The 20609-nt window shown below is 59.9% G+C and carries 21 protein-coding genes; 4 read left to right on the top strand and 17 right to left on the bottom strand.

The window, feature by feature from the left end; translation table 11 throughout:
• Window positions 1–55: 55 nt before the first annotated feature.
• Entirely contained in the window at window positions 56–790 is a 735-nt protein-coding gene (gene fnr / locus JJD74_RS00105; RefSeq protein ID WP_042558531.1) for a fumarate/nitrate reduction transcriptional regulator Fnr, read from the bottom strand.
• A 154-nt stretch (window positions 791–944) separates the two neighbouring features.
• Here fnr and JJD74_RS00100 point away from each other — a divergent pair, with 154 nt between their 5' ends.
• Window positions 945–1427 (top strand): hypothetical protein, encoded by a 483-nt coding sequence (locus JJD74_RS00100; protein ID WP_115147615.1) that lies wholly within the window; start codon window positions 945–947, stop codon window positions 1425–1427.
• Here the strand turns inward: JJD74_RS00100 and hemN are convergent.
• The 6 genes from hemN to ccoG form a co-directional block, all read right to left on the bottom strand.
• Window positions 1424–2806, bottom strand: coding sequence for an oxygen-independent coproporphyrinogen III oxidase (gene hemN / locus JJD74_RS00095; protein WP_200610516.1), 1383 nt, complete (start codon window positions 2804–2806; stop codon window positions 1424–1426). The two genes, JJD74_RS00100 and hemN, sit on opposite strands and share 4 nt — an antisense overlap.
• Before the next feature lie 197 nt (window positions 2807–3003).
• Window positions 3004–3687, bottom strand: a complete 684-nt coding sequence (locus JJD74_RS00090) for a sulfite exporter TauE/SafE family protein (RefSeq protein WP_039770036.1) — start codon at window positions 3685–3687, stop codon at window positions 3004–3006.
• Complete coding sequence (gene ccoS / locus JJD74_RS00085) at window positions 3680–3892, bottom strand: cbb3-type cytochrome oxidase assembly protein CcoS (protein ID WP_042558535.1); 213 nt, start codon at window positions 3890–3892, stop codon at window positions 3680–3682. The genes JJD74_RS00090 and ccoS overlap by 8 nt, the downstream gene beginning before the upstream one ends.
• A gap of 22 nt (window positions 3893–3914) precedes the next feature.
• A complete protein-coding gene (locus JJD74_RS00080; protein ID WP_200610514.1) occupies window positions 3915–6374 on the bottom strand; it encodes a heavy metal translocating P-type ATPase in 2460 nt (819 codons plus the stop codon).
• Window positions 6375–6503: 129 nt separating this feature from the next.
• Window positions 6504–7043, bottom strand: a complete 540-nt coding sequence (locus JJD74_RS00075; RefSeq protein ID WP_200610511.1) for a FixH family protein — start codon at window positions 7041–7043, stop codon at window positions 6504–6506.
• Window positions 7044–7054: 11 nt separating this feature from the next.
• A complete protein-coding gene (ccoG, locus tag JJD74_RS00070) occupies window positions 7055–8470 on the bottom strand; it encodes a cytochrome c oxidase accessory protein CcoG (RefSeq protein ID WP_200610508.1) in 1416 nt (471 codons plus the stop codon).
• Between the two features lie 66 nt (window positions 8471–8536).
• Here ccoG and JJD74_RS00065 point away from each other — a divergent pair, with 66 nt between their 5' ends.
• Window positions 8537–8824, top strand: a complete 288-nt coding sequence (locus tag JJD74_RS00065) for a hypothetical protein (protein WP_200610496.1) — start codon at window positions 8537–8539, stop codon at window positions 8822–8824.
• Between the two features lie 72 nt (window positions 8825–8896).
• Here JJD74_RS00065 and ccoP (JJD74_RS00060) read toward each other — a convergent pair whose 3' ends face one another.
• The 8 genes from ccoP (JJD74_RS00060) to ccoN (JJD74_RS00025) all read right to left on the bottom strand — a co-directional run bounded on the left by ccoP (JJD74_RS00060) (window position 8897) and on the right by ccoN (JJD74_RS00025) (window position 15793).
• Window positions 8897–9880, bottom strand: coding sequence for a cytochrome-c oxidase, cbb3-type subunit III (ccoP, locus tag JJD74_RS00060; protein ID WP_150594628.1), 984 nt, complete (start codon window positions 9878–9880; stop codon window positions 8897–8899).
• A complete protein-coding gene (locus JJD74_RS00055; RefSeq protein WP_003175465.1) occupies window positions 9877–10062 on the bottom strand; it encodes a CcoQ/FixQ family Cbb3-type cytochrome c oxidase assembly chaperone in 186 nt (61 codons plus the stop codon). The genes ccoP (JJD74_RS00060) and JJD74_RS00055 overlap by 4 nt, the downstream gene beginning before the upstream one ends.
• Before the next feature lie 5 nt (window positions 10063–10067).
• Complete coding sequence (ccoO, locus tag JJD74_RS00050) at window positions 10068–10676, bottom strand: cytochrome-c oxidase, cbb3-type subunit II (protein WP_042558541.1); 609 nt, start codon at window positions 10674–10676, stop codon at window positions 10068–10070.
• On the bottom strand, window positions 10676–12118 hold the full coding sequence (ccoN, locus tag JJD74_RS00045; RefSeq protein ID WP_042558542.1) for a cytochrome-c oxidase, cbb3-type subunit I: 1443 nt from the start codon (window positions 12116–12118) through the stop codon (window positions 10676–10678). The genes ccoO (JJD74_RS00050) and ccoN (JJD74_RS00045) overlap by 1 nt, the downstream gene beginning before the upstream one ends.
• A gap of 483 nt (window positions 12119–12601) precedes the next feature.
• Window positions 12602–13552, bottom strand: coding sequence for a cytochrome-c oxidase, cbb3-type subunit III (gene ccoP / locus JJD74_RS00040; protein WP_042558543.1), 951 nt, complete (start codon window positions 13550–13552; stop codon window positions 12602–12604).
• Window positions 13549–13746, bottom strand: a complete 198-nt coding sequence (locus JJD74_RS00035; protein ID WP_042558544.1) for a cbb3-type cytochrome oxidase subunit 3 — start codon at window positions 13744–13746, stop codon at window positions 13549–13551. Before JJD74_RS00035 ends, ccoP (JJD74_RS00040) begins: the two co-directional genes overlap by 4 nt.
• Before the next feature lie 3 nt (window positions 13747–13749).
• Entirely contained in the window at window positions 13750–14358 is a 609-nt protein-coding gene (gene ccoO, locus JJD74_RS00030; RefSeq protein WP_042558545.1) for a cytochrome-c oxidase, cbb3-type subunit II, read from the bottom strand.
• A gap of 10 nt (window positions 14359–14368) precedes the next feature.
• Window positions 14369–15793: a cytochrome-c oxidase, cbb3-type subunit I gene (gene ccoN, locus JJD74_RS00025; RefSeq protein WP_042558546.1), complete on the bottom strand. Its 1425-nt coding sequence runs from the start codon at window positions 15791–15793 to the stop codon at window positions 14369–14371.
• A 94-nt stretch (window positions 15794–15887) separates the two neighbouring features.
• Here ccoN (JJD74_RS00025) and JJD74_RS00020 point away from each other — a divergent pair, with 94 nt between their 5' ends.
• Entirely contained in the window at window positions 15888–16565 is a 678-nt protein-coding gene (locus tag JJD74_RS00020) for an alpha/beta family hydrolase (RefSeq protein WP_200610493.1), read from the top strand.
• An 891-nt stretch (window positions 16566–17456) separates the two neighbouring features.
• Window positions 17457–17822: a DUF6124 family protein gene (locus JJD74_RS00015; protein ID WP_200610490.1), complete on the top strand. Its 366-nt coding sequence runs from the start codon at window positions 17457–17459 to the stop codon at window positions 17820–17822.
• Window positions 17823–18095: 273 nt separating this feature from the next.
• On the opposite strand, the gene JJD74_RS00010 is transcribed toward JJD74_RS00015, so the two are convergent.
• Complete coding sequence (locus JJD74_RS00010) at window positions 18096–19661, bottom strand: methyl-accepting chemotaxis protein (protein WP_200610488.1); 1566 nt, start codon at window positions 19659–19661, stop codon at window positions 18096–18098.
• Window positions 19662–19762: 101 nt separating this feature from the next.
• Window positions 19763–20554 (bottom strand): CPBP family intramembrane glutamic endopeptidase, encoded by a 792-nt coding sequence (locus tag JJD74_RS00005; protein WP_047300414.1) that lies wholly within the window; start codon window positions 20552–20554, stop codon window positions 19763–19765.
• Window positions 20555–20609: the final 55 nt, after the last annotated feature.

Raw genomic sequence — 20609 nt, 5'->3', positions numbered from 1 at the left:
GCAAACGGCGCAGTATACCCGCGGCTGAATCGGTTCGCTCGGCCGCGGGTCGAGATCAGCCTTCCAGCGAACCGCCAGCCAGGGCGCAGAGCTGGATCGGATCGAGAATGTGGATCTCTTTGCCTTCTGCAGCAATCAGTTGGTTTTGCTGGAAGCGGGTGAATACGCGGGACACGGTTTCCACCGCCAGGCCCAGGTAATTGCCGATTTCATTGCGCGACATGCTCAGGCGGAACTGGTTGGCCGAGAACCCGCGAGCGCGGAAGCGTGCCGACAGGTTGACCAGGAAGGTCGCGATACGCTCGTCGGCGGTTTTCTTCGACAGCAGCAGCATCATTTGCTGGTCGTCGCGGATCTCGCGGCTCATCACGCGCATCAACTGACGGCGCAGCTGCGGCAGTTGCAGGGCCAGTTCGTCGAGGCGTTCGAAAGGGATTTCGCAAACCGAAGTGGTTTCCAGTGCCTGGGCCGAGACCGGGTGTTTCTCGGTGTCCATGCCGGACAGGCCGACCAGTTCGCTCGGCAGGTGGAAGCCGGTGAGTTGTTCTTCGCCGGAATCGCTCAGGCTGAAGGTTTTCAGGGCGCCGGAGCGTACTGCATAAACGGAATCAAACGTGTCGCCCTGGCGGAACAGGAACTCACCCTTTTTCAACGGGCGGCCGCGTTTCACGATTTCGTCCAGCGCATCCATGTCTTCCAGATTCAGAGAAAGTGGCAGGCAGAGAGGTGCCAGGCTGCAATCCTTGCAATGGGCCTGGTTGTGAGCGCGCAGTTTGACTGGCTCGGACATTTCTTCAATCCTTGTGGGAAAACACACATAAGCCGTAAGGGTAACTCACGGGAGGACATTCAGGCCAGTCAATGGCGAGTTTGTCCCGCGGGCGTAAAGCCGCAGGGCCACTGGCCGATAAACTGTTATCAGAGCTTTGGAAGGAACCGATTCAATGGCTGCCATTGGTACGCTGGGCCACGCTAGCAGCGGTGTTGAGGCACTGTCGGACCCGTTTAAAAATGCCGACGACAAAGGCCGCGACGCCGAATCGACTTCACAGGCAACCCCGACCTTGGTCGAAGGCGTCAAAGTGTCGCTGTCCGGTGCTTCAATCGAGAGATCGGCAGGTTCCGGTGGCGATAATCGCGACATCGAAGAGAGCGGCTTGCCCGAGAATATCCAGCAACTGCTGAAGATGATCCGTAAATTGCAAAAAGAGATCGCCGAGAAAAAGGCGCTCATCGAAAAGATCATGGCCGACAAGCGCCTTTCCAACGAAGAAAAGATCATCAAGGTTGCCGCTCTGCGCGGCGCCATTGCCGCGTTGAACACTGGTCTCATTACCGCCAATCTGGCTTTGTCCAAAGTGGTGGGGCAGTCGGGTCTGACCTCTGATCAGAACATGAAAGTGGGTTCGCTGTTGATGAAAAACTAGATTACCCGCGAGAAGCGCTGGCGATTCTGCTGTTCGAGGTAAGCGTCGAACACCATGCACACCGAGCGCACCAACAGTCGTCCGGCCGGCAACACTTCGATTCGCTCGCGATCAAGGGTAATCAAGCCATCCTTGGCCATCTCTTGCAGTTGAGGCCACAGAGCGCCGAAGTAACCTTGAAAATCGATGTTGAACTGTTGCTCGATCTCGGCGAAGTCCAGGCTGAAATTGCAGATCAACTGTTGAATCACTTCCCGCCGCAGTCGGTCGTCGGCGTTACACACCAAGCCGCGGCTGGTCGCCAATTGCGCTGAGGCTAGGGTGTTCTGGTATTCGTTGAGGTCGCTGCTGTTCTGGCAGTAGAGGTCGCCAATCTGGCTGATCGCCGACACGCCCAGCCCCACCAGATCGCAATGACCGTGGGTGGTGTAGCCCTGGAAGTTGCGCTGCAAGGTTTGTTCTTCCTGAGCGATCGCCAGTTCGTCGTCGGGCAGGGCGAAGTGGTCCATGCCGATGTAGCGGTAACCGGCGGCGGTCAGTTGTTCGATGGTGCGCTGGAGCATTTCCAGTTTTTGCGCGGGGCTCGGCAGTTCCTGACTGTTGATCCGCCGCTGTGGCATGAAGCGTTCCGGCAAGTGCGCGTAGTTAAACACGGAGAGCCGATCCGGTTGCAGGCTGATGACTTCTTCCACCGTGCGGGCGAAGTTCTCCGGGGTCTGTTTGGGCAGGCCGTAAATCAGATCGATGTTGATCGAGCGAAATTGCAGCGTGCGTGCGGCGTCGATCACCGCGCGGGTTTCTTCCAGGCTTTGCAGGCGATTGACCGCGCGCTGCACCGCCGGGTCAAGGTCTTGCAGACCAATGCTGACGCGGTTGAAGCCCAGTTCGCGGAGCAGGCCCATGGTCGACCAGTCGGCTTCTCGCGGGTCGATTTCGATGCCGTAATCGCCCGAGTCATCGTCCAGAAGATTAAAGTGCTTGCGCAGATGCGCCATCAATTGGCGCAGTTCGTCGTGGCTGAGAAAGGTCGGCGTACCGCCGCCAAAGTGCAGTTGCTCGACCTTTTGCTTCGGGTCCAGGTGGCAGGCGATCAGCTGGATCTCCTGCTCGAGCCGTTGCAGATACGGCAGGGCGCGGCCGCGATCCTTGGTGATGACCTTGTTGCAGGCGCAGTAGTAGCAAATGTTCGCGCAGAACGGCACATGAACGTACAGCGATAGCGGGCGCTGGGCTTTACGGCTGTCGCGCAGGGCATGGAACAGATCGAACGTGCCGACCTGACTGTTGAATTGCACGGCCGTCGGATATGAGGTGTAACGCGGCCCCGCCAGATCGTAGCGGCGGATCAAATCGGTGTCCCAACGAATGGCGTCGAGCATGCGGGCATTCCCCGGATAGGCTGGCAGTGTGGCGAGTCTAGGGGCGGGCGCGGCGGGGTGTCTTGATTTGCATCAACGGGGTGCATTGGTAGGAGCATTGAGGGATTCTTCGCGAGCAGGCTCGCTCCCACAGGAGGTGTGTGGTTTGCACAGGAACCGTGCGGGCGCGGGCCTGCTCGCGAAGGCCGCGCCGCCGTTTAATGCCCCATCAACCAGTGCTGATGCGGGCCGGGCAATGTCCAGATCCCGAACAGAATCACCAGCAAACCGCCGGCCATTCGCACGCTGCGCTTGCGCAACAGCGCCGTCACCCGTTCGGCGGCGAGGCCGGTGGCCAGCAGCACCGGCCATGTGCCGAGCCCGAAGGCGAGCATCAGCAACGCACTGTCCAGCGCATTGCCCTGGCTCGCTGACCACAGCAACGTGCTGTAAACCAGTCCGCACGGCAACCAGCCCCATAGTGCGCCAAGCAGCAAAGCACGGGGCAAGCTCGACACTGGCAGTAAACGATTGGCCACGGGCTGAATGTAGCGCCACAAACCGCGACCGAGGCTTTCGATACGGGTCAGCCCGCTCCACCAGCCTGCCAGGTACAGGCCCATGGCAATCAGCAGCAACCCGGCCAGTACGCGCATGAACAACGCGGCCGGGCTGTTGGCCACCGCCCACCCGGCGAGGCCGATCAGCAATCCGGCCGTGGCATAGCTGAGGATGCGTCCCAGGTTATACGCCAGCAGCAAGCGAAAGCGTCGACTGCGTTGTTCCTTGGGGATCGCCAGGGTCAGCGCGCCCATCAAGCCGCCGCACATCCCCAGGCAATGGCCACCACCGAGCAATCCGAGGATCAGCGCCGACACCAGCAGTGGTGCCAGTTCAAGCATGAGGAGGGGCCTTGTCGTCCGGTTTCTGCGCGCGGGCTTCGTCCACCGCAGCGGTGTGGTTCGGATCCTGATCGTCGAACAGGATACTGTGGGCCGGACCGTCGAGGTCGTCGTACTGGCCGCTGTCCACCGCCCAGAAGAAGATGTACACGGCGATGGCCACGATCAGCAGGGCGGCCGGGATCATCACGTAGAGAGCTGGCATCTGTACTCCATGCCCGCGCGGCTCAGGCCGGCAGCGGACGGGTTTCTGATCGGGCGCAGGCTTGCGGCGAACTCGGCAGGCGAGTCAGGCGAGTCAGGCGCAGGGCGTTGAGCACCACGGTCAACGAACTGATCGACATGCCGACCGCGGCCCACACCGGGGTGATCCAGCCGAGGGCGGCGAACGGCAGCATGAGGCCATTGTACAGCGCGGCCCACAGCAGGTTCTCGATGATTACCCGACGGGTGCGCCGCGCCAGCGTGAACGCTTGCACCAACGCATCGAGGCGATTGGACAGCAGCACCGCATCGGCGCTGGTCTTGGCCAGATCGGTGGCCGATCCCATGGCCACGCTGATGTCGGCGGCAGCCAGCACCGGCACATCGTTGACGCCGTCGCCGAGCATCAGCACTTTGCGACCTTCCTTGTGCAGCTGTTGCAACACTTGCAGCTTGTCATCCGGACGCAAGCCACCACGGGCCTCATCAATGCCCAATTCGGCGGCGACACTGGCGACCATCGGCGAACTGTCGCCGGACAGCAGTAATGTGCGCCAGCCACGCGCCTTGCACGCGGCGAGCAGGGCGGGTGCATCGTCGCGCAGGCGATCGTCGAGCACGAACCACGCCAGCGGTCCCGAACCATCACCGAGCAGCAGCCATTGGCCTGGCTCATCCGGCATCGCCGGGGCTGCGGCGGCACTGAGGGCGCAGACAAAATCAGCCTGGCCGATGCGCAAACGTTGCTCGCCGACAATGCCTTCGAGGCCAAGCCCCGGCGTGCTGTGGACGTCTTCAGCGGCCAACGGTGCCCGGCCAAACGCGCGGGCAATCGGGTGTTCCGAACGGTTTTCCAGCGCGGCGGCGAGGCTCAGGCATTGGTCGCTGTCCAGTGCGCCCAGAGGACGAATCGAACGCAGCACCAGGCGACCTTCGGTGAGCGTGCCAGTCTTGTCGAAGATCACCGTGTCGATCTGATTCAAACCCTCCAGCACATGGCCGCGCGTCAGCAGCAGGCCGAGTTTGTGCAGGGTGCCGGTGGCAGCGGTGAGTGCAGTGGGTGTCGCCAGTGACAGCGCGCAGGGGCAGGTGGCGACCAGCATGGCGAGGACGATCCAGAACGCCCGCGACGAATCCAGCTCCCACCACAACAGGCCGATGGCGGCCGCAGCGATCAGTGACAACAGCAAAAACCATTGCGCGGCGCGGTCGGCGATTTCCGCCAGTCGCGGTTTTTCGGCCTGAGCGCGATCCAGCAAACGAACGATGGCTGACAGCCGGGTGTCTTGCCCCAGGGCCAGCACCTGCACGGTCAGCGCGCCTTCGACATTCAGCGTTCCGGCAGTGACCGCATCACCCGGTGCCCGCGGTTGCGGCAGGTACTCGCCCGTCAGCAGTGATTCGTCGATGCTCGACTGGCCGTCGAGAATCTTGCCGTCCGCCGGCAGGATCGACCCGGGTTGCACCAGAATTCGCTCGCCCACCCGCAATTCGCTGAGGAGGATGCGCTCGCTCTGGCCGGTCTCATCGAGACGCAGGCACGAGGCTGGCAGCAGATTGACAAGCTGTGCGGTGGCGGCCGCAGTGCGCTCCCGGGCGCGACGTTCCAGATAACGTCCAGCGAGCAGGAACAGCGCGAACATGCCGACCGCATCGAAATACAACTCGCCGACGCCGGTGATCGAGGTCCAGATTCCGGCGATATAGGCGCTACCGATCGCCAGTGAAACCGAGACATCCATGGTCAGATGCCGCGTGCGCAAATCGCGCATGGCGCCCTTGAAAAACGGTGCGCAACTGTAGAACACGATCGGCGTGGTCAGGAACAGCGCGACCCAGCGCAGGATGGTGTGCAGCTCGGGGCTGAGGTCGATGTTGAATTCCGGCCAGGTGGCCATGGTCGCCATCATCGCCTGGAACCACAGCAATCCGGCGACGCCGAGTTGGCGCAGGGCCAGACGGTTTTCGCTGGCCAGTTGCTCGCTGGCGCGGTCAGCCTGATACGGGTGCGCGGCGTAACCGATGTGGCGCAGTTCGGCGAGGATCTGGCTGAGTGGCAATTGCCCATCGGCCCAGCTCACATGCAGGCGGTGGTTGGACAGGTTCAATCGCGCCTCGGCCACGGCAGGCAGCGTGCGCAGGTGTTTCTCGATCAGCCAGCCACAGGCGGCGCAACTGATGCCTTCCATCAACAGAGTGGTTTCGGCCAGATTGCCTTCGTGGCGGACGAAAGGTTTTTGCACGTCGGCACGGTCGTACAACGCCAGTTCATCGACCAGTTGCACCGGCAGCGCCTCGGGGTTGGCCGAGGCTTCGCTGCGATGCTGATAGTAGCTTTCGAGCCCGCCGGCCACGATGGCTTCAGCCACAGCCTGACAGCCAGGGCAGCAGAATTCGCGCGGCTCCCCGAGTACGACGGCGGTAAAGCGGCTGCCGGACGGGGCGGGCAGGGCGCAGTGGTAGCAGGGGAGTGGGGAGGTCATCGGATATTCACTAATACTGCTGAATCAATACCGCCTCTGTAGGAGCTGCCGCAGGCTGCGATCTTTTGATTTTGTTTTTAAAGCAAGGTCAAAAAATCGCAGCCTGCGGTAGCTCCTAAAGGGAGCGGTTTACTTTTTCAGGTCTTCCGCGCCTTGCAGCGGTTCATCACCCAGCAGCAGATCCTTGTCATGGCTGACCAGTTCTTCTTCGAACATCCGCCAGATGTGCTCGTCCTGCGTGCCCAGCAACTCCACAAAGCGGCGATCTTCGACTTTATCGTTCAACTGGCCGATGTAGCGCCCCGATTCAGTTTCGCTGCGGGTCAGGACGATCTTGCGATCCTTCTCCGGCTGAGTCGGCGAGATCAGATTCAGCTCGAGAGTTTTCGGTTGGCTGTCGCCGCTCAATCGCAGGTTGACTTCGCCGGTCACGTCATCCAGAAACACCGCCGCGCGCATCTTCAGGGTTTGCGCCAGCAACTCGCGATCCAGCGAACGGTTGATGCCTTTGCCAGCCTCGTAATAGTTGTCGTTGACCAGATTGTCCGGATTGTTCACCGCGATGGTCACCATGGACAGGGTCAGCGTCACCGAACAGGCCAGTATCGCGATGATGATCCATGGCCAGAGGTGTTTGTACCAAGGGCTTGCGGCGTTTGCTGCGGGCATGTTCAGTTCTCTCAACGAGTTTGTGGGCCGATGAATCGGCTCTTGGCTTCAACGTGGACGCTGTCGTCATCGGCATCCTTGAGGATGAATTTCACCTCGTTGGTGCTCGACGGCAGTTGTTCCGGCGCGCTCGACAGTTCGACCGGCATGGTAAAGATATCCCCGGCGGCGACCTTGATCTCGCGCTTGCCTTGCAGGCGCAGGTCCGGCAGACCACTGGCTTGCAGCAGATAGGTGTGGTCGCGCTGATCCTTGTTCATGATCTTCAGGCTGTAGACGTTTTCGATCCGGCCTTCGGCGTTTTCGCGGTACAGCACGCGGTCCTTGCTGACGTCGAAACCGACCAGCGAGCGCATGAAAAACGCGGCAGCCAACAGGCTGATCATTGCCAGCAACACCACGGCATAGCCGATCAGGCGTGGCCGCAGTTTATGGGTTTTCTGGCCGGACAGGTTGTGTTCGGTTGTATAGCTGATCAGGCCGCGCGGGTAATCCATCTTGTCCATGATGCTGTCACAGGCATCGATGCAGGCGGCGCAGCCGATGCACTCGATCTGCAGGCCGTCACGGATGTCGATGCCGGTCGGGCAGACCTGGACGCACATAGTGCAATCGATGCAATCGCCCAGGCCCATGGCCTTGTAATCGACGCCTTTCTTGCGCGGGCCACGGCTTTCACCACGGCGCGGGTCGTAGGAAACGATCAGCGTGTCTTTGTCGAACATCACGCTCTGGAAGCGTGCGTACGGGCACATGTAAATGCACACCTGCTCGCGCAGCCAACCGGCGTTGCCATAGGTGGCGAGGGTGAAGAAACCGACCCAGAAATACGACCAGCCATCGGCTTGCCCTGTGAAGAACTCAAACACCAGTTCGCGGATCGGCGAGAAGTAGCCGACAAAGGTCATACCGGTGACAAAGCCGATCAGCAACCACAGCGTGTGTTTGGCGAGCTTGCGCAGGAACTTGTTGCCGCTCATCGGCGCTTTGTCGAGCTTGATGCGTTGGTTGCGGTCGCCTTCGGTGACTTTTTCGCACCACATGAAAATCCACGTCCACACACTTTGCGGACAGGTGTAGCCACACCAGATGCGCCCGGCATAAACGGTGATGAAAAACAGTCCGAACGCGGCGACGATCAGGATCCCCGACAGCAGGATGAAATCCTGCGGCCAGAAGGTCGCGCCGAAAATGAAGAACTTGCGTTCCGGCAGGTTCCACCACACGGCCTGATGGCCGCCCCAGTTCAGCCACACCGTCCCGAAATACAGCAGGAACAGGCCGGCACCGCCCATCATCCGCAGATTGCGGAACAGGCCGGTGAAAGCACGGGTGTAGATTTTTTCTCGAGAGGCGTAAAGGTCGACGCTGTTGTTCGCGTTTTTACTCGGTGGCGTGACGTCGTGTACCGGAATCTGGTTACTCATCATTGCATCCCACGGCAGTGGAAAAATGCCTCGGTCGATACGTGCCAACCGGGGTCAGAAGGGGCGTTGCAGTGGCGCAATGATACGCCTGTAACGCCGATGAACGGGTGCGACCTTTGGTCGCGTTGGGGAAAAATCCTGAATGGTGTAACGAATGTAACAAAGCATGATGCAGATCAATTGACTATAGACGAATCCTTCGTGCCGCCTACCGTCTCAACCGAAGCGCAGCGAGAGATGCTGCGCTACTTGATAGCAAGCTTCGCTACTGATCGAAAGTCGTTCAATGTGCATCAGGTTTCTGACAATAACTGGCCATCACGCAAGGTGATCGCCACTGTCGCGGTGCGCTGACAGTCACCATGGACTGAAACGAAAACGGCCCCGTCAAATGACGGGGCCGTTTTTTTGCTTCAAGCGTTGGCCTTACTCAGCGTTCGCTTCCGGTGCTTTTTCACCGTGGGACAGGCTGTAAACATAAGCCGCCAGCAGGTGAACCTTGTCGTTGCCTTGCAGCTGTTCTTGTGCAGGCATCTGGCCCTGGCGGCCGTAACGGATGGTCTGCTGCAGTTGCGCAAAGCTCGAACCGTAGATGAATGCGCCTGGGTGGGTCAGGTCAGGTGCGCCCATCGCTGGCGTGCCTTTGCCCGCCGGGCCGTGGCAGGCCACGCAGTTGGCGGCGAACAGTTTCTGGCCATTGGCGACGTCTGCCTTGGCGCCTTCCGGCAGCTTGCGACCATCGAGGTTGGTGACCACGAACGCAGCGACATCGGCCACGCCTTGCTCGCCAATCACTTCAGCCCACGCCGGCATGACCGCGTGACGGCCGCCCATGATGGTGGTCTTGATGGTTTCCGCTTCACCGCCCCAGCGCCAGTCGGCGTCGGTCAGGTTAGGGAAGCCATAGGCACCCTTGGCGTCGGAACCGTGGCAGACCGAGCAGTTGGAAGCGAACAGGCGACCACCCATCTTCAGCGCTTGCGGATCCTTGGCCACTTCTTCGATTGGCATGGCAGCGAACTTGGCGAAGATCGGGCCGAACCTGGCGTCCGAGCGAGCCATTTCCTTTTCCCACTCGTGCACGCCAGTCCAGCCGGTCTGGCCGTTGGCGAACGCAGTCTGCTTCTCGGTATCGAGGTAGTTGTAGCCTGGCAGCAGGCCTTTCCAGTTACCCAGGCCCGGGTACAGCACCAGATAACCCAGCGCAAAGATAATGGTGCCCACGAACAGCATGAACCACCATTTCGGTAGCGGGTTGTCGTACTCCTCGATCCCGTCGAACGAGTGGCCGACCGTCTCGTCCGTCTGCTCGGAGCGCTGGCCCTTGCGGGTCGACAGCAACAGCCAGGTCAGGGCGAAAATGGTGCCAAGACTGAGGACTGTGACGTACAGACTCCAGAATGTAGTCATTCTTTGTTACTCCTAGAAGCTTGCTCGACGTGCTTGATGGCTTCGGGATCATCCGCAAAAGGCAGCAAGGTCGCGTCTTCAAACTCCGACTTGCGCTTGGGGCTGAACACCCACAACGCCAGACCGATAAAGGCCACCATCACAACAACGGTGCCCAGGCCACGAATCATCCCGATATCCATCTAAATCACCGTTTGCTTTTGATGATGGTGCCCAGGCCTTGCAGATAGGCCACCAGCGCGTCCATTTCGGTTTTGCCCTTCACGGCATCCTGAGCACCGGCGATGTCTTCATCGGTGTAAGGAACGCCGAGCGTACGCAGGACCTCCATTTTCTTGGCAGTTTCCTTGCCGTCGAGCTTGTTTTCCACGAGGAACGGGTAAGCCGGCATTTTCGACTCAGGCACTACGTTGCGCGGGTTGTACAAGTGCGCACGTTGCCAGTCATCGGAGTAACGACCGCCGACACGGGCCAGGTCCGGACCGGTACGCTTGGAACCCCACAGGAACGGGTGGTCCCAGACGCTTTCACCAGCGACCGAGTAGTGGCCGTAGCGTTCGGTTTCGGCACGGAACGGACGGATCATCTGCGAGTGGCAGCCGACACAGCCGTTGGCGATGTAAACGTCGCGGCCTTCCAGTTCAAGGGCGGTACGCGGCTTCATGCCTTCGACCGGCTTGTTGGTAACGTCCTGGAAAAACAGCGGTACGATCTGGGTCAGGCCACCGACGCTGACGGCGATGACCATGAAGAAGGCCAGCAGGCCAATATTCTTCTCGACAGCTTCATGCTTCATCAGTGAGCTCCAACGACAGCGATCTGGGCAGCGGCTTCGGCTTCAGCCGGGTTCGAGGCGCGCACGGTGCGCCAGACGTTGTAAGCCATCAGCAGCATGCCGCTGGCGAAGAACGCACCGCCCAGGGCACGGACGATAAAGCCCGGGTGACTGGCTTGCAGCGCTTCGACGAACGAGTAGGTGAGGGTGCCGTCATCGTTGATTGCACGCCACATCAGACCCTGGGTGATGCCGTTGACCCACATCGACGCGATGTAGAGCACGGTACCGATGGTCGCGAGCCAGAAGTGCGCGTTGATCAGGCCGACACTGTGCATCTGCGCACGACCGAACAGTTTCGGGATCATGTGGTAGATCGCGCCGATCGAGATCATTGCCACCCAGCCCAGAGCGCCGGCGTGTACGTGGCCGATGGTCCAGTCGGTGTAGTGCGACAGCGAGTTGACGGTCTTGATCGCCATCATCGGCCCTTCAAAGGTCGACATGCCGTAGAACGCCAGCGATACCACGAGGAAGCGCAGGATCGGGTCGGTGCGCAGCTTATGCCAGGCGCCCGAGAGGGTCATCATGCCGTTGATCATGCCGCCCCAGCTTGGCGCCAGCAGGATGATCGACATCGCCATGCCTAGCGATTGTGCCCAATCCGGCAGCGCGGTGTAGTGCAAGTGGTGCGGGCCGGCCCAGATGTACAGGGTGATCAGTGCCCAGAAGTGCACGATCGACAGGCGATAGGAGTAGATCGGACGTTCGGCCTGTTTCGGCACGAAGTAATACATCATCCCCAGGAAGCCGGTGGTCAGGAAGAAACCCACGGCGTTGTGGCCGTACCACCACTGGATCATCGCGTCGGTCGCGCCCGAGTAGGCGGAGTAGGACTTGAACAGATTCACCGGCAGGGAGGCATGGTTGACGATGTGCAGCATTGCGGTCACGACGATGAACGCACCGTAGAACCAGTTACCGACATAGATGTGTTTGGTTTTGCGCTTGGTGATGGTGCCGAAGAACACCAGCCCGTAGGTCACCCAGACAATGGCCAGCAAAATGGCGATCGGCCATTCCAGTTCCGCGTATTCCTTGGTGGTGGTGTAACCCAGCGGCAAGGTAATGATCGCGCCGACGATTACCGCTTGCCAGCCCCAGAAGGTGAAGGCGGCGAGGCTGTCGGAAATCAGTCGCGTCTGGCAGGTTCGCTGCACGACATAGTAGGAAGTGGCAAACAGTGCACAACCACCGAAGGCGAAAATCACCAGGTTTGTGTGCAACGGGCGCAGGCGTCCAAAGCTCGTCCACGGCAGACCGAAGTTCAATTCCGGCCAGACCAGTTGCGAGGCGATGAAAACACCGAGCCCCATGCCAAGGATCCCCCAGACCACCGTCATGATGGCGAACTGGCGGACTACCTTATAGTTATAAGCAGTCGGACTGATTGCTGTGCTCATTCTAAGGTTCCACGGTTTGGGTATTTTATTAGGATTAATTCGGCCGCAAGTATGGGGAAAGCAGGGGGTCATTGCAACGCGCCATGACCTGGGTCAATGCTTTCCAACGCTGATTCTGCGGCCTTTCCATGCGCCGCGTAAGGACAAAATCGGCCTCGGACAAAATGTCGCAGCCGAAGAAAAAAGCGAGGGGTTCAGGTCGCGTGTAACGAGGTGTGTTCAAACGCTCCGTTCGGCTGACGGACGGCAATCGGCTCGACAGCCGGTATCTACCGGCGTTTGCGGCCACTTCAGTCAGCCATTTCGCAGAACACAGCGGTTAACGTCGACCTGGAACCGGCACGAGCCAGTCCTCATCGAGCAAGCGTAGACCCGAATCAGGGGAACCGAAAGGCGAGGGAGTGAAGGGTGCGACAATGCGTCGCAAAGGGGCAGGAAACTGCCGCACCTTAATCGGTGCGGCATAGGTGTAGGCAATGTTGTCTATTTATTGTCTTCAGTTATAAGTTTTTCTGTGCTCAATCCATGGCTCAGGCTGTATACATAAGCTGCGAGCAATTGCACCTTGTCGTTACCCAGCAGTTCGTTTTGCGCGGGCATATGGCCCTGACGACCGTGGCGAATGGTTTGTTCAAGCTGAGTAAGGCTGGTGCCATAGATAAACCCGGCCGGGTGCGTCAGATTCGGCGCGCCCATGGCTTCAGTGCCTTTGCCGGTTGCCCCGTGACACGCCACGCAAGTGGTGTTGAAGGCTTGCTGTCCGGCTTGCAGATCAGCCTTGCTGTCGGCAGGCAACGGCAGGCCGGCCAGTTCGTGACGCACGTACGCCGCGACGTTCTTCACGCCCGCTTCGCCCAACACTTCGCCCCAGGCCGGCATTGCTGCCACCCGGCCACCCATGATGGTGGTCTTGATGGTGTCGGCATTGCCGCCCCAGCGCCAATCGCTGTCGGCGAGGTTGGGGAAGCCGAACGCGCCTTTGGCGTCGGAGCCGTGGCACACCGAGCAGTTGGAAGCGAACAGACGGCCGCCCATTTTCAGCGCTTGCGGATCCTTCGCCACTTCTTCCACCGGCATGGCGGCGAACTTGGCGAAGATCGGCCCGAACTTGGCGTCAGCCTTGTTCATTTCCTTTTCCCACTCGTGCACGCCGGTCCAGCCGTCCTCGTAACCCGGCAGGACGCCTTTCCAGTTGCCCAGACCCGGATAAAGGATCAGGTAGCCCACAGAAAACACCAGGGTGCCGGCGAACAGCATGAACCACCACTGCGGCAGCGGGTTGTCGTACTCCTCGATGCCGTCAAAGCTGTGGCCCATGGTCTGGTCGACGCTGCCCTTGGTTTCGCCCCGGCGGGTGCCGATCAGCAGCCACGTCAGGCCGATCAGGCTGCCGATGGTCAGTACGCAGATCCACGTACTCCAGAAGGTGGTCATGGCCGGGTACTCCTTGTTTCAGATGCTGGGGTAGTGTCGGGTTGCGGTTCGTCGGCGAACGGCAGCAGACGCGCTTCGGCGAATTCCGGATTGCGCTTGCGGTTGAACACCCACAGGGTCAAGCCAACGAAGGCGACGAACACCACAACGGTGCCTAAGCCACGAATCAGTCCTGCACTCATTTCAAAGACCATGGCTCACCTCTTGCTCTTGATTGCAGTGCCGAGCACTTGCAGGTAGGAGATGAGTGCGTCCATTTCGGTCTTGTCCTTGAGGCTGGCCACCGCGCCGCTGATGTCGTCGTCGGTGTACGGCACGCCGAGGGTGCGCATGGTCTTGAGCTTGGTTTCGGTGTGGCTGCTGTCGACCGCTTGCGTGACCAGCCATGGGTAGGCCGGCATTTTCGATTCCGGTACGACGTTGCGCGGGTTGTACAAATGCGCGCGGTGCCAGTCATCCGAGTAACGTGCGCCGACCCGTGCCAGATCCGGCCCGGTGCGTTTCGAGCCCCACAGGAACGGGTGATCCCAAACGCTTTCCCCGGCCACCGAGTAGTGCCCGTAGCGCTCGGTTTCAGCGCGGAACGGCCGGATCATCTGTGAATGGCACTGGACGCAGCCTTCGCGGATGTAAATGTCGCGACCTTCCAGTTGCAGCGCGGTGTAGGGCTTCATACCTTCCACCGGTTTGTTGGTGACGTCCTGGAAGAACAGCGGGACGATCTGGGTCAGGCCGCCGATGCTCACGGCGAACACCATCAACAGCATCAGCAGGCCGACGTTCTTTTCAATCGTTTCGTGTTTCATGGCGGACTCCTCAGGCCATCTGCGCGGCGGCAACGACGTCAGCAGGCTGCGAGGCCCGCACCGTGCGCCAGGTGTTGTAAGCCATCAGGAACATGCCGCTGAGGAAGATCGCCCCGCCAACCAGCCGCACGACAAAGCCTGGGTGGCTGGCCACCAGGGTTTCGACGAAGGAGTAGGTGAGCGTGCCGTCCTCGTTGACCGCGCGCCACATCAGGCCCTGGGCGATGCCGTTGACCCACATCGAGGCGATGTAGAGCACGGTGCCGATGGTCGCGAGCCAGAAGTGCGCGTTGATCAGGCCGACGCTGTGCATCTGCGCCTTGCCGAAGATTTTCGGGATCATGTGATACAGCGCGCCGATGGAAATCATCGCCACCCAGCCCAGAGCGCCGGCGTGAACGTGGCCGATGGTCCAGTCGGTGTAGTGGGAGAGGGCGTTGACGGTCTTGATCGCCATCATCGGACCTTCGAAGGTCGACATGCCGTAGAACGCCAGCGAGACCACGAGGAAGCGCAGGATCGGGTCACTGCGCAACTTATGCCACGCGCCCGAGAGGGTCATCATGCCGTTGATCATGCCGCCCCAGCTCGGTGCCAGCAGAATCAGTGACATCACCATGCCCAGCGACTGTGCCCAGTCTGGCAGCGCGGTGTAGTGCAAGTGGTGCGGGCCGGCCCAGATATACAGGGTGATCAGGGCCCAGAAGTGCACGATCGACAGGCGATACGAATACACCGGACGCTCGGCCTGTTTCGGCACGAAGTAGTACATCATCCCGAGGAAACCGGCGGTGAGGAAAAAGCCTACGGCGTTGTGGCCGTACCACCATTGCACCATCGCGTCTGTCGCGCCGGAGTACAGCGAGTAGGACTTGGTAAAACTGACCGGAACTTCCAGGTTGTTGACGATGTGCAAAATCGCCACAGTGATGATGAACGCGCCGAAGAACCAGTTGCCCACATAAATGTGTTTGGTCTTGCGCTGCATGATCGTGCCGAAGAACACGACCGCGTAGGCGACCCAGACAATGGTGATCAGGATGTCGATCGGCCACTCCAGCTCGGCGTATTCCTTGGAGCTGGTGTAACCCAATGGCAGGCTGATCGCCGCCAACAGGATCACCAGTTGCCAGCCCCAGAAGCAGAATGCGGCAATCTTTGGCGCAAACAATTGGGTTTGGCAGGTGCGTTGTACCGAGTAGAACGAACTGGCGAACAGCGCGCAGCCACCGAACGCGAAGATCACCGCGTTGGTGTGCAGAGGGCGTAGACGGCCGAAACTGGTCCAGGGTAAATCGAAGTTGAGCTCGGGCCAGACCAATTGGGCCGCGAGAAAAACCCCGAGCCCCATGCCGACGATGCCCCACACCACCGTCATAATGGCGAATTGGCGGACCACCTTGTAGTTGTAGGCGGTACTGATAGAAGTGTTCATGGTTCCCCATCCACGGTTCAGCCGAAGTGACCGCGCGCAAAAGAGCCGCAAATCCTTCGCCTGGAGTTATAGGCAGACTAAAAGCGAGGCAAGCATGAACAAACAGCACAAGGCCAGTATTGACGGGGATCAATGGGCGCAGTGCGTACGTGATCATGGGTGGCTTTGGAACGCCGCCAGTGGCGAGGCTTCGGCGACGTTGATCCTGGCGCATGGGGCGGGGGCGCCGATGGACAGTGACTGGATGACGGATATGGCTGGGCGCCTTGCTGCACTTGGGGTGAACGTGTTGCGGTTTGAGTTTCCGTATATGGCGCAGCGGCGCGTTGATGGGGTGAAGCGACCGCCGAATCCTGCGCCGAAACTGCTGGAATGTTGGCGTGAGGTGTTCGCTGAGGTGCGACGTCATGTCGCTGGGGCTTTGGCCATTGGTGGGAAGTCGATGGGGGGGCGGATGGCGAGTCTTTTGGCTGACGAATTGGCTGCCGATGCGTTGGTGTGTTTGGGGTATCCGTTTTATGCGGTGGGCAAGCCGGAGAAGCCTCGGGTTGAGCATTTGGCTGGTTTGAAGACGCGGACGTTGATTGTGCAGGGGGAGCGGGATGCGCTTGGTAATCGTGAAGCTGTCGAGGCTTACACCTTGTCACCGAGTATTGAGGTGACGTGGCTAGCGGCCGGGGATCATGATTTGAAGCCGTTGAAGGTTTCCGGTTTTACCCATGAGCAGCATTTGGCTTGCGCTGTGCAGAAAGTAGCTTCGTTTCTTCGGTAATGTCTGGGTGAATATCCGTTGCTGCGGTGATGGCTGATTATGGTTCCGCCCTTACGGCGGGTCACTTTTTCCAGACGCCGAAAAAGTAACCAAAAAGGCTTGCTCCTGCGTTCGGCCCGCTCGCTGGGGCTCGGGGTTCCTTCGCTGCGGGATCGATCCGGGCGCAGCGTCTCCGGTTTGCTGCGCTGCACCTCCTCTCGCTGTGTTTGGCTTCGCCAAACGGTCGCTGCGCTCCCACCCCCGGATCAATCCCTCCACTCAGCCTTCCGACGTCGCCCGTGGATCAAGATCAAGATCAAGAGCGGCAGCCGAGCTAACGCTCATCCTGTTGAGTGGTGAAGAGCAGAAGCGGTGCGCGTTCTGCTTTTGCTTTACTTTGGGAGCTGGCTTGCCAGCGATGGCGGCCTGACAGCCGACCAATCTCTAAGTGACGCACCCTGTCCAACTGTGGGAGCGAGCCTGCTCGCGAAAGCGGTCTGACAGACAACATAAATGAACAGGGCAATTTCCAGCTTTTTCTCTCAGTAAACGCGATCCTGCGAGCGCGTTTAAACCACACAAAGCGTTACGCCATGAGGCCTACAACTCCTTGCGTTGTTACCTACGCGTACGCCAGAATCCGCCGGCTTACGCGGCTATGAGGTGGGTTGTATCGTTTCCCTGTCACTGGAAAACAGTGATCGGGTTTGGTAGCCCGCTTCGAAACCGTATGGTGTCACCGTACGCAGTCCCTTTTTTGGGGCTCAGATTTTTATGGTGGACATGCGTGGGGCTCATTCGTGAGCGCCGGGTTTCCCGTTTCGACCGGTCTACCAACCCACGTATGGCCACCACCCACTCGTTTGGTAGCGAGGGTGATGGCTCCTAATATTCGAAACTGGAGTTACACCTATGTTCAAAATCACACCAAACCCACCAGCCACAGACCCAATCCCCCACGACCCAGCGCTTAGCCCGCAAAAGATCAAAGAAGCAACCGACCGCGCCCTCGACTACTACCTCAAACCCGACGACCTCGCGGCTCCGCCAACCTCGCCCAAGTTTCGCCCCGTCTTTCTCGTCGACCCCACCCTGGATGACGAAACCCTGCTCGTCGAAGCCTGCGAGTCGCTGTCTTACGCCCATGCCATGGCCGGTAACATCGCCCACTCGATCGGCGGCCCGGAGCGCAAACCGCTGCTGGCGCTGCAACAGGTGATCATGCTCAACGAACTGTTGGTCAATCGACTGCTGGATAAGCTGAAGTTGCCTCAGTAATTTCGCTGGCTGTTATGGCCTCATCGCGAGCAGGCTCACTCCTACAAGGGATTGTCGTTGGACACAAATCTGTGATCCCACTACGTTCCAAAGTGGGAGCGAGCCTGCTCGCGAAAGCGCTCTGCCAAGCACTATCACTTTCAGACAAGCAACAAAAAACCCGGAAGCTTTCGCCGTCCGGGCTTTGAAGATCAAAAGATCGCAGCCTGCGGCAGCTCCTACATTGGAATGCATGTTCCTGTAGGAGCTGCCGCAGGCTGCGATCTTTTGCTTTTAGCGGTTAAACCGCTCCACCAACGAGTACTGCGTATTGGCAGTCTTGGTCAGCTCTTCGCTCAGCAGCGCCGAGTTGTGCGCCTGTTCCGAAGTCTGATCCGCCAACTCCGAAATATTGCTGATGTTGCGGCTGATTTCTTCGGCCACAGCACTTTGCTCTTCGGTCGCGGCGGCGATCTGGGTGGTCATGTCGGTGATGTTGGCCACCGCTTCGCTGATACCGACCAGCGCCAGGTCCGCTTCCAGCACCCGCGCGACACCTTCTTCGGCCTGGCGATGCCCGGCTTCCATGGTTTGCACAGCGCTCGAAGCAGTCTGCTGCAGCTTGGCGATCAGGGCATGGATCTGCCCGGTGGATTCGCTGGTGCGTTGCGCCAGTTGACGAACTTCATCCGCTACCACGGCAAAACCGCGACCCATCTCCCCGGCGCGGGCCGCTTCGATGGCGGCGTTGAGCGCGAGCAGGTTGGTCTGGTCGGCGATGCCTTTGATCACATCGACCACGCCACCAATTTCGTCGCTGTCTTTCGCCAGTTGGGTGACGGTCAAGCCGGTTTCACCCACAACAACCGACAAGCGTTGAATGGCTTCGCGGGTTTCCCCGGCGATGTCACGACCGCGACCGGTCAGGCGATTGGCTTCCTGAGTCGCGTCGGCGGTGCGCTGCACGTGGCTGGCAACTTCCTGAGTCGTCGCGGCCATCTGGTTGACGGCGGTGGCGACCTGTTCGGTTTCCACCCGCTGACGTTCCAGGCCGGTCGAGCTGCTGTGTGCCAGTCGGTCGGACTGCTTGGCCTGATCGGTCAGGTGCTCGGCAGTGTCCTGCAGACGGGTCAGGCAGGTTTTCAGACGGGCTTCCTGACTGAGGATCGACATTTCCAGACGTGCTTGCGCGCCACGGCTGTCGGTGTACATCTGCGCGATCAGCGGGTCGGAGGTGGTCTGCTCGGCCAGACGCAACAGGCGCTTGAGCCCGCGTTGCTGCCATTGCAGGCCCATCAGGCCCAGTGGCACCGACAGAGCGGCCGCCAGGGCAAAGCCCCACTGTGAAGTCAGCGTGGCACCGATCATGAAGCTCAGTTGGCTGACCAGAATGAACGGCAGCCAGTCCTGCAGCACCGGCAGCCATTTATCGCTGGAAGGAATCGCCGACTTGCCCTGATTGATGCGTTGGTAAAGCGCTTCGGCACGGCGGATCTGTTCGGCGGTGGGTTTGATCCGCACCGACTCGTAACCGATCACCTGATTGCCGTCGAACACCGGTGTTACATAGGCGTTAACCCAGTAATGGTCACCGCTTTTGCAGCGATTCTTGACGATGCCCATCCATGGCAAGCCTTGTTTCAGTGTGCCCCACATGTGCGAAAACACCGCAGCCGGGACGTCGGGGTGACGAACCAGGTTGTGCGGCGCACGGATCAGTTCCTCACGCGAAAACCCGCTGATCTCGACGAAAGCGTCGTTGCAGTAGGTGATCATGCCCTTGGCGTCGGTTGTGGAAATCAACCGTTGCTGAGCCGGGAAGGTCCGTTCGCGTTGTGTAATGGGCTGGTTGTTACGCATGTTTTTCAATCCGCAAGGCTTTGAAAGGTTGTCGGCGCTGTCAGGAAATTATTGAATTTTTCTTTCAGTAATCAGCACGGCGTCGCAAAACGCGGCTTGCATCAACCGGCAAGCATCGGATAGGTGAACAAGCCAAAATGCAGCACATTCAGCCCGAAGTGTGTGGCGATCGCCGCCCCTAGTCCGCCGAAACGGTAGGCCAGACCATAGCCGACACCCGCCAGGCCCGCCAGTAATACCCAAGTCCAGCCAGCGCCGACATGCGCCAGTGCGAACAGTGAAGACGCCAGCAGCAGGGCAAGGTTTTCTCCATACGGCAGATGCTTGAAGCGCCGGCTCAAGCCACCTTGTATATAGCCGCGAAACAACGCTTCCTCGACCAGCGTCACCAGCAGCAAATTGTTCAGCACCCACAACCACGCCTGATCCGGCCATTTCGGCGCCCAGGCGATAACGCCAAGCAACACCGCACCACCGAGTGCGAGGACCGCGCTTAACGTCAGGCCCAGGGCGGTGGCATACACCGTCAGGCGCAACGGGCGCCGCGCGACAATCCATGGGCAGACCAGCAACAGCCAGAAGCCGACCAGTGGTTTGTCCTGATTCAGGTACATCGAAAAGCGCGCAGCGTTATCAGTGAAACGCTGCGGATCAATAGCGCGACCGTTGTAAAAGCCCGGCAACCAATGCATCGCCAACGCCAAGGTCATCACAATGAACAGGCCGTGGCCTAGATAGCGTGCGAACGGCACTTCTTGCTGGCGTACCGCGTACCCGGCAAACAGCAGCAGGCCAACGGAAATCAGTGCCAGCCAGCCGAGTTGGCCGTAGCTGAGCGCCATTCCGTAGCCGAGGCTGAGCAGCGCCAGGTAAAGCCAAGGCAAAGCCTTCATCGAAAGTCCCTGTAAAAGTGGGTGGAAGGGCTTTCTACACGGGTGGGCGGCGGGG

Source organism: Pseudomonas sp. MF6776, from assembly GCF_016613125.1.
Classification (GTDB): Bacteria; Pseudomonadota; Gammaproteobacteria; order Pseudomonadales; family Pseudomonadaceae; genus Aquipseudomonas; species Aquipseudomonas iridis.
The sequence above is the reverse complement of the archived record's forward strand: the minus strand, read 5'-3'. Positions and strand labels throughout refer to the sequence as shown.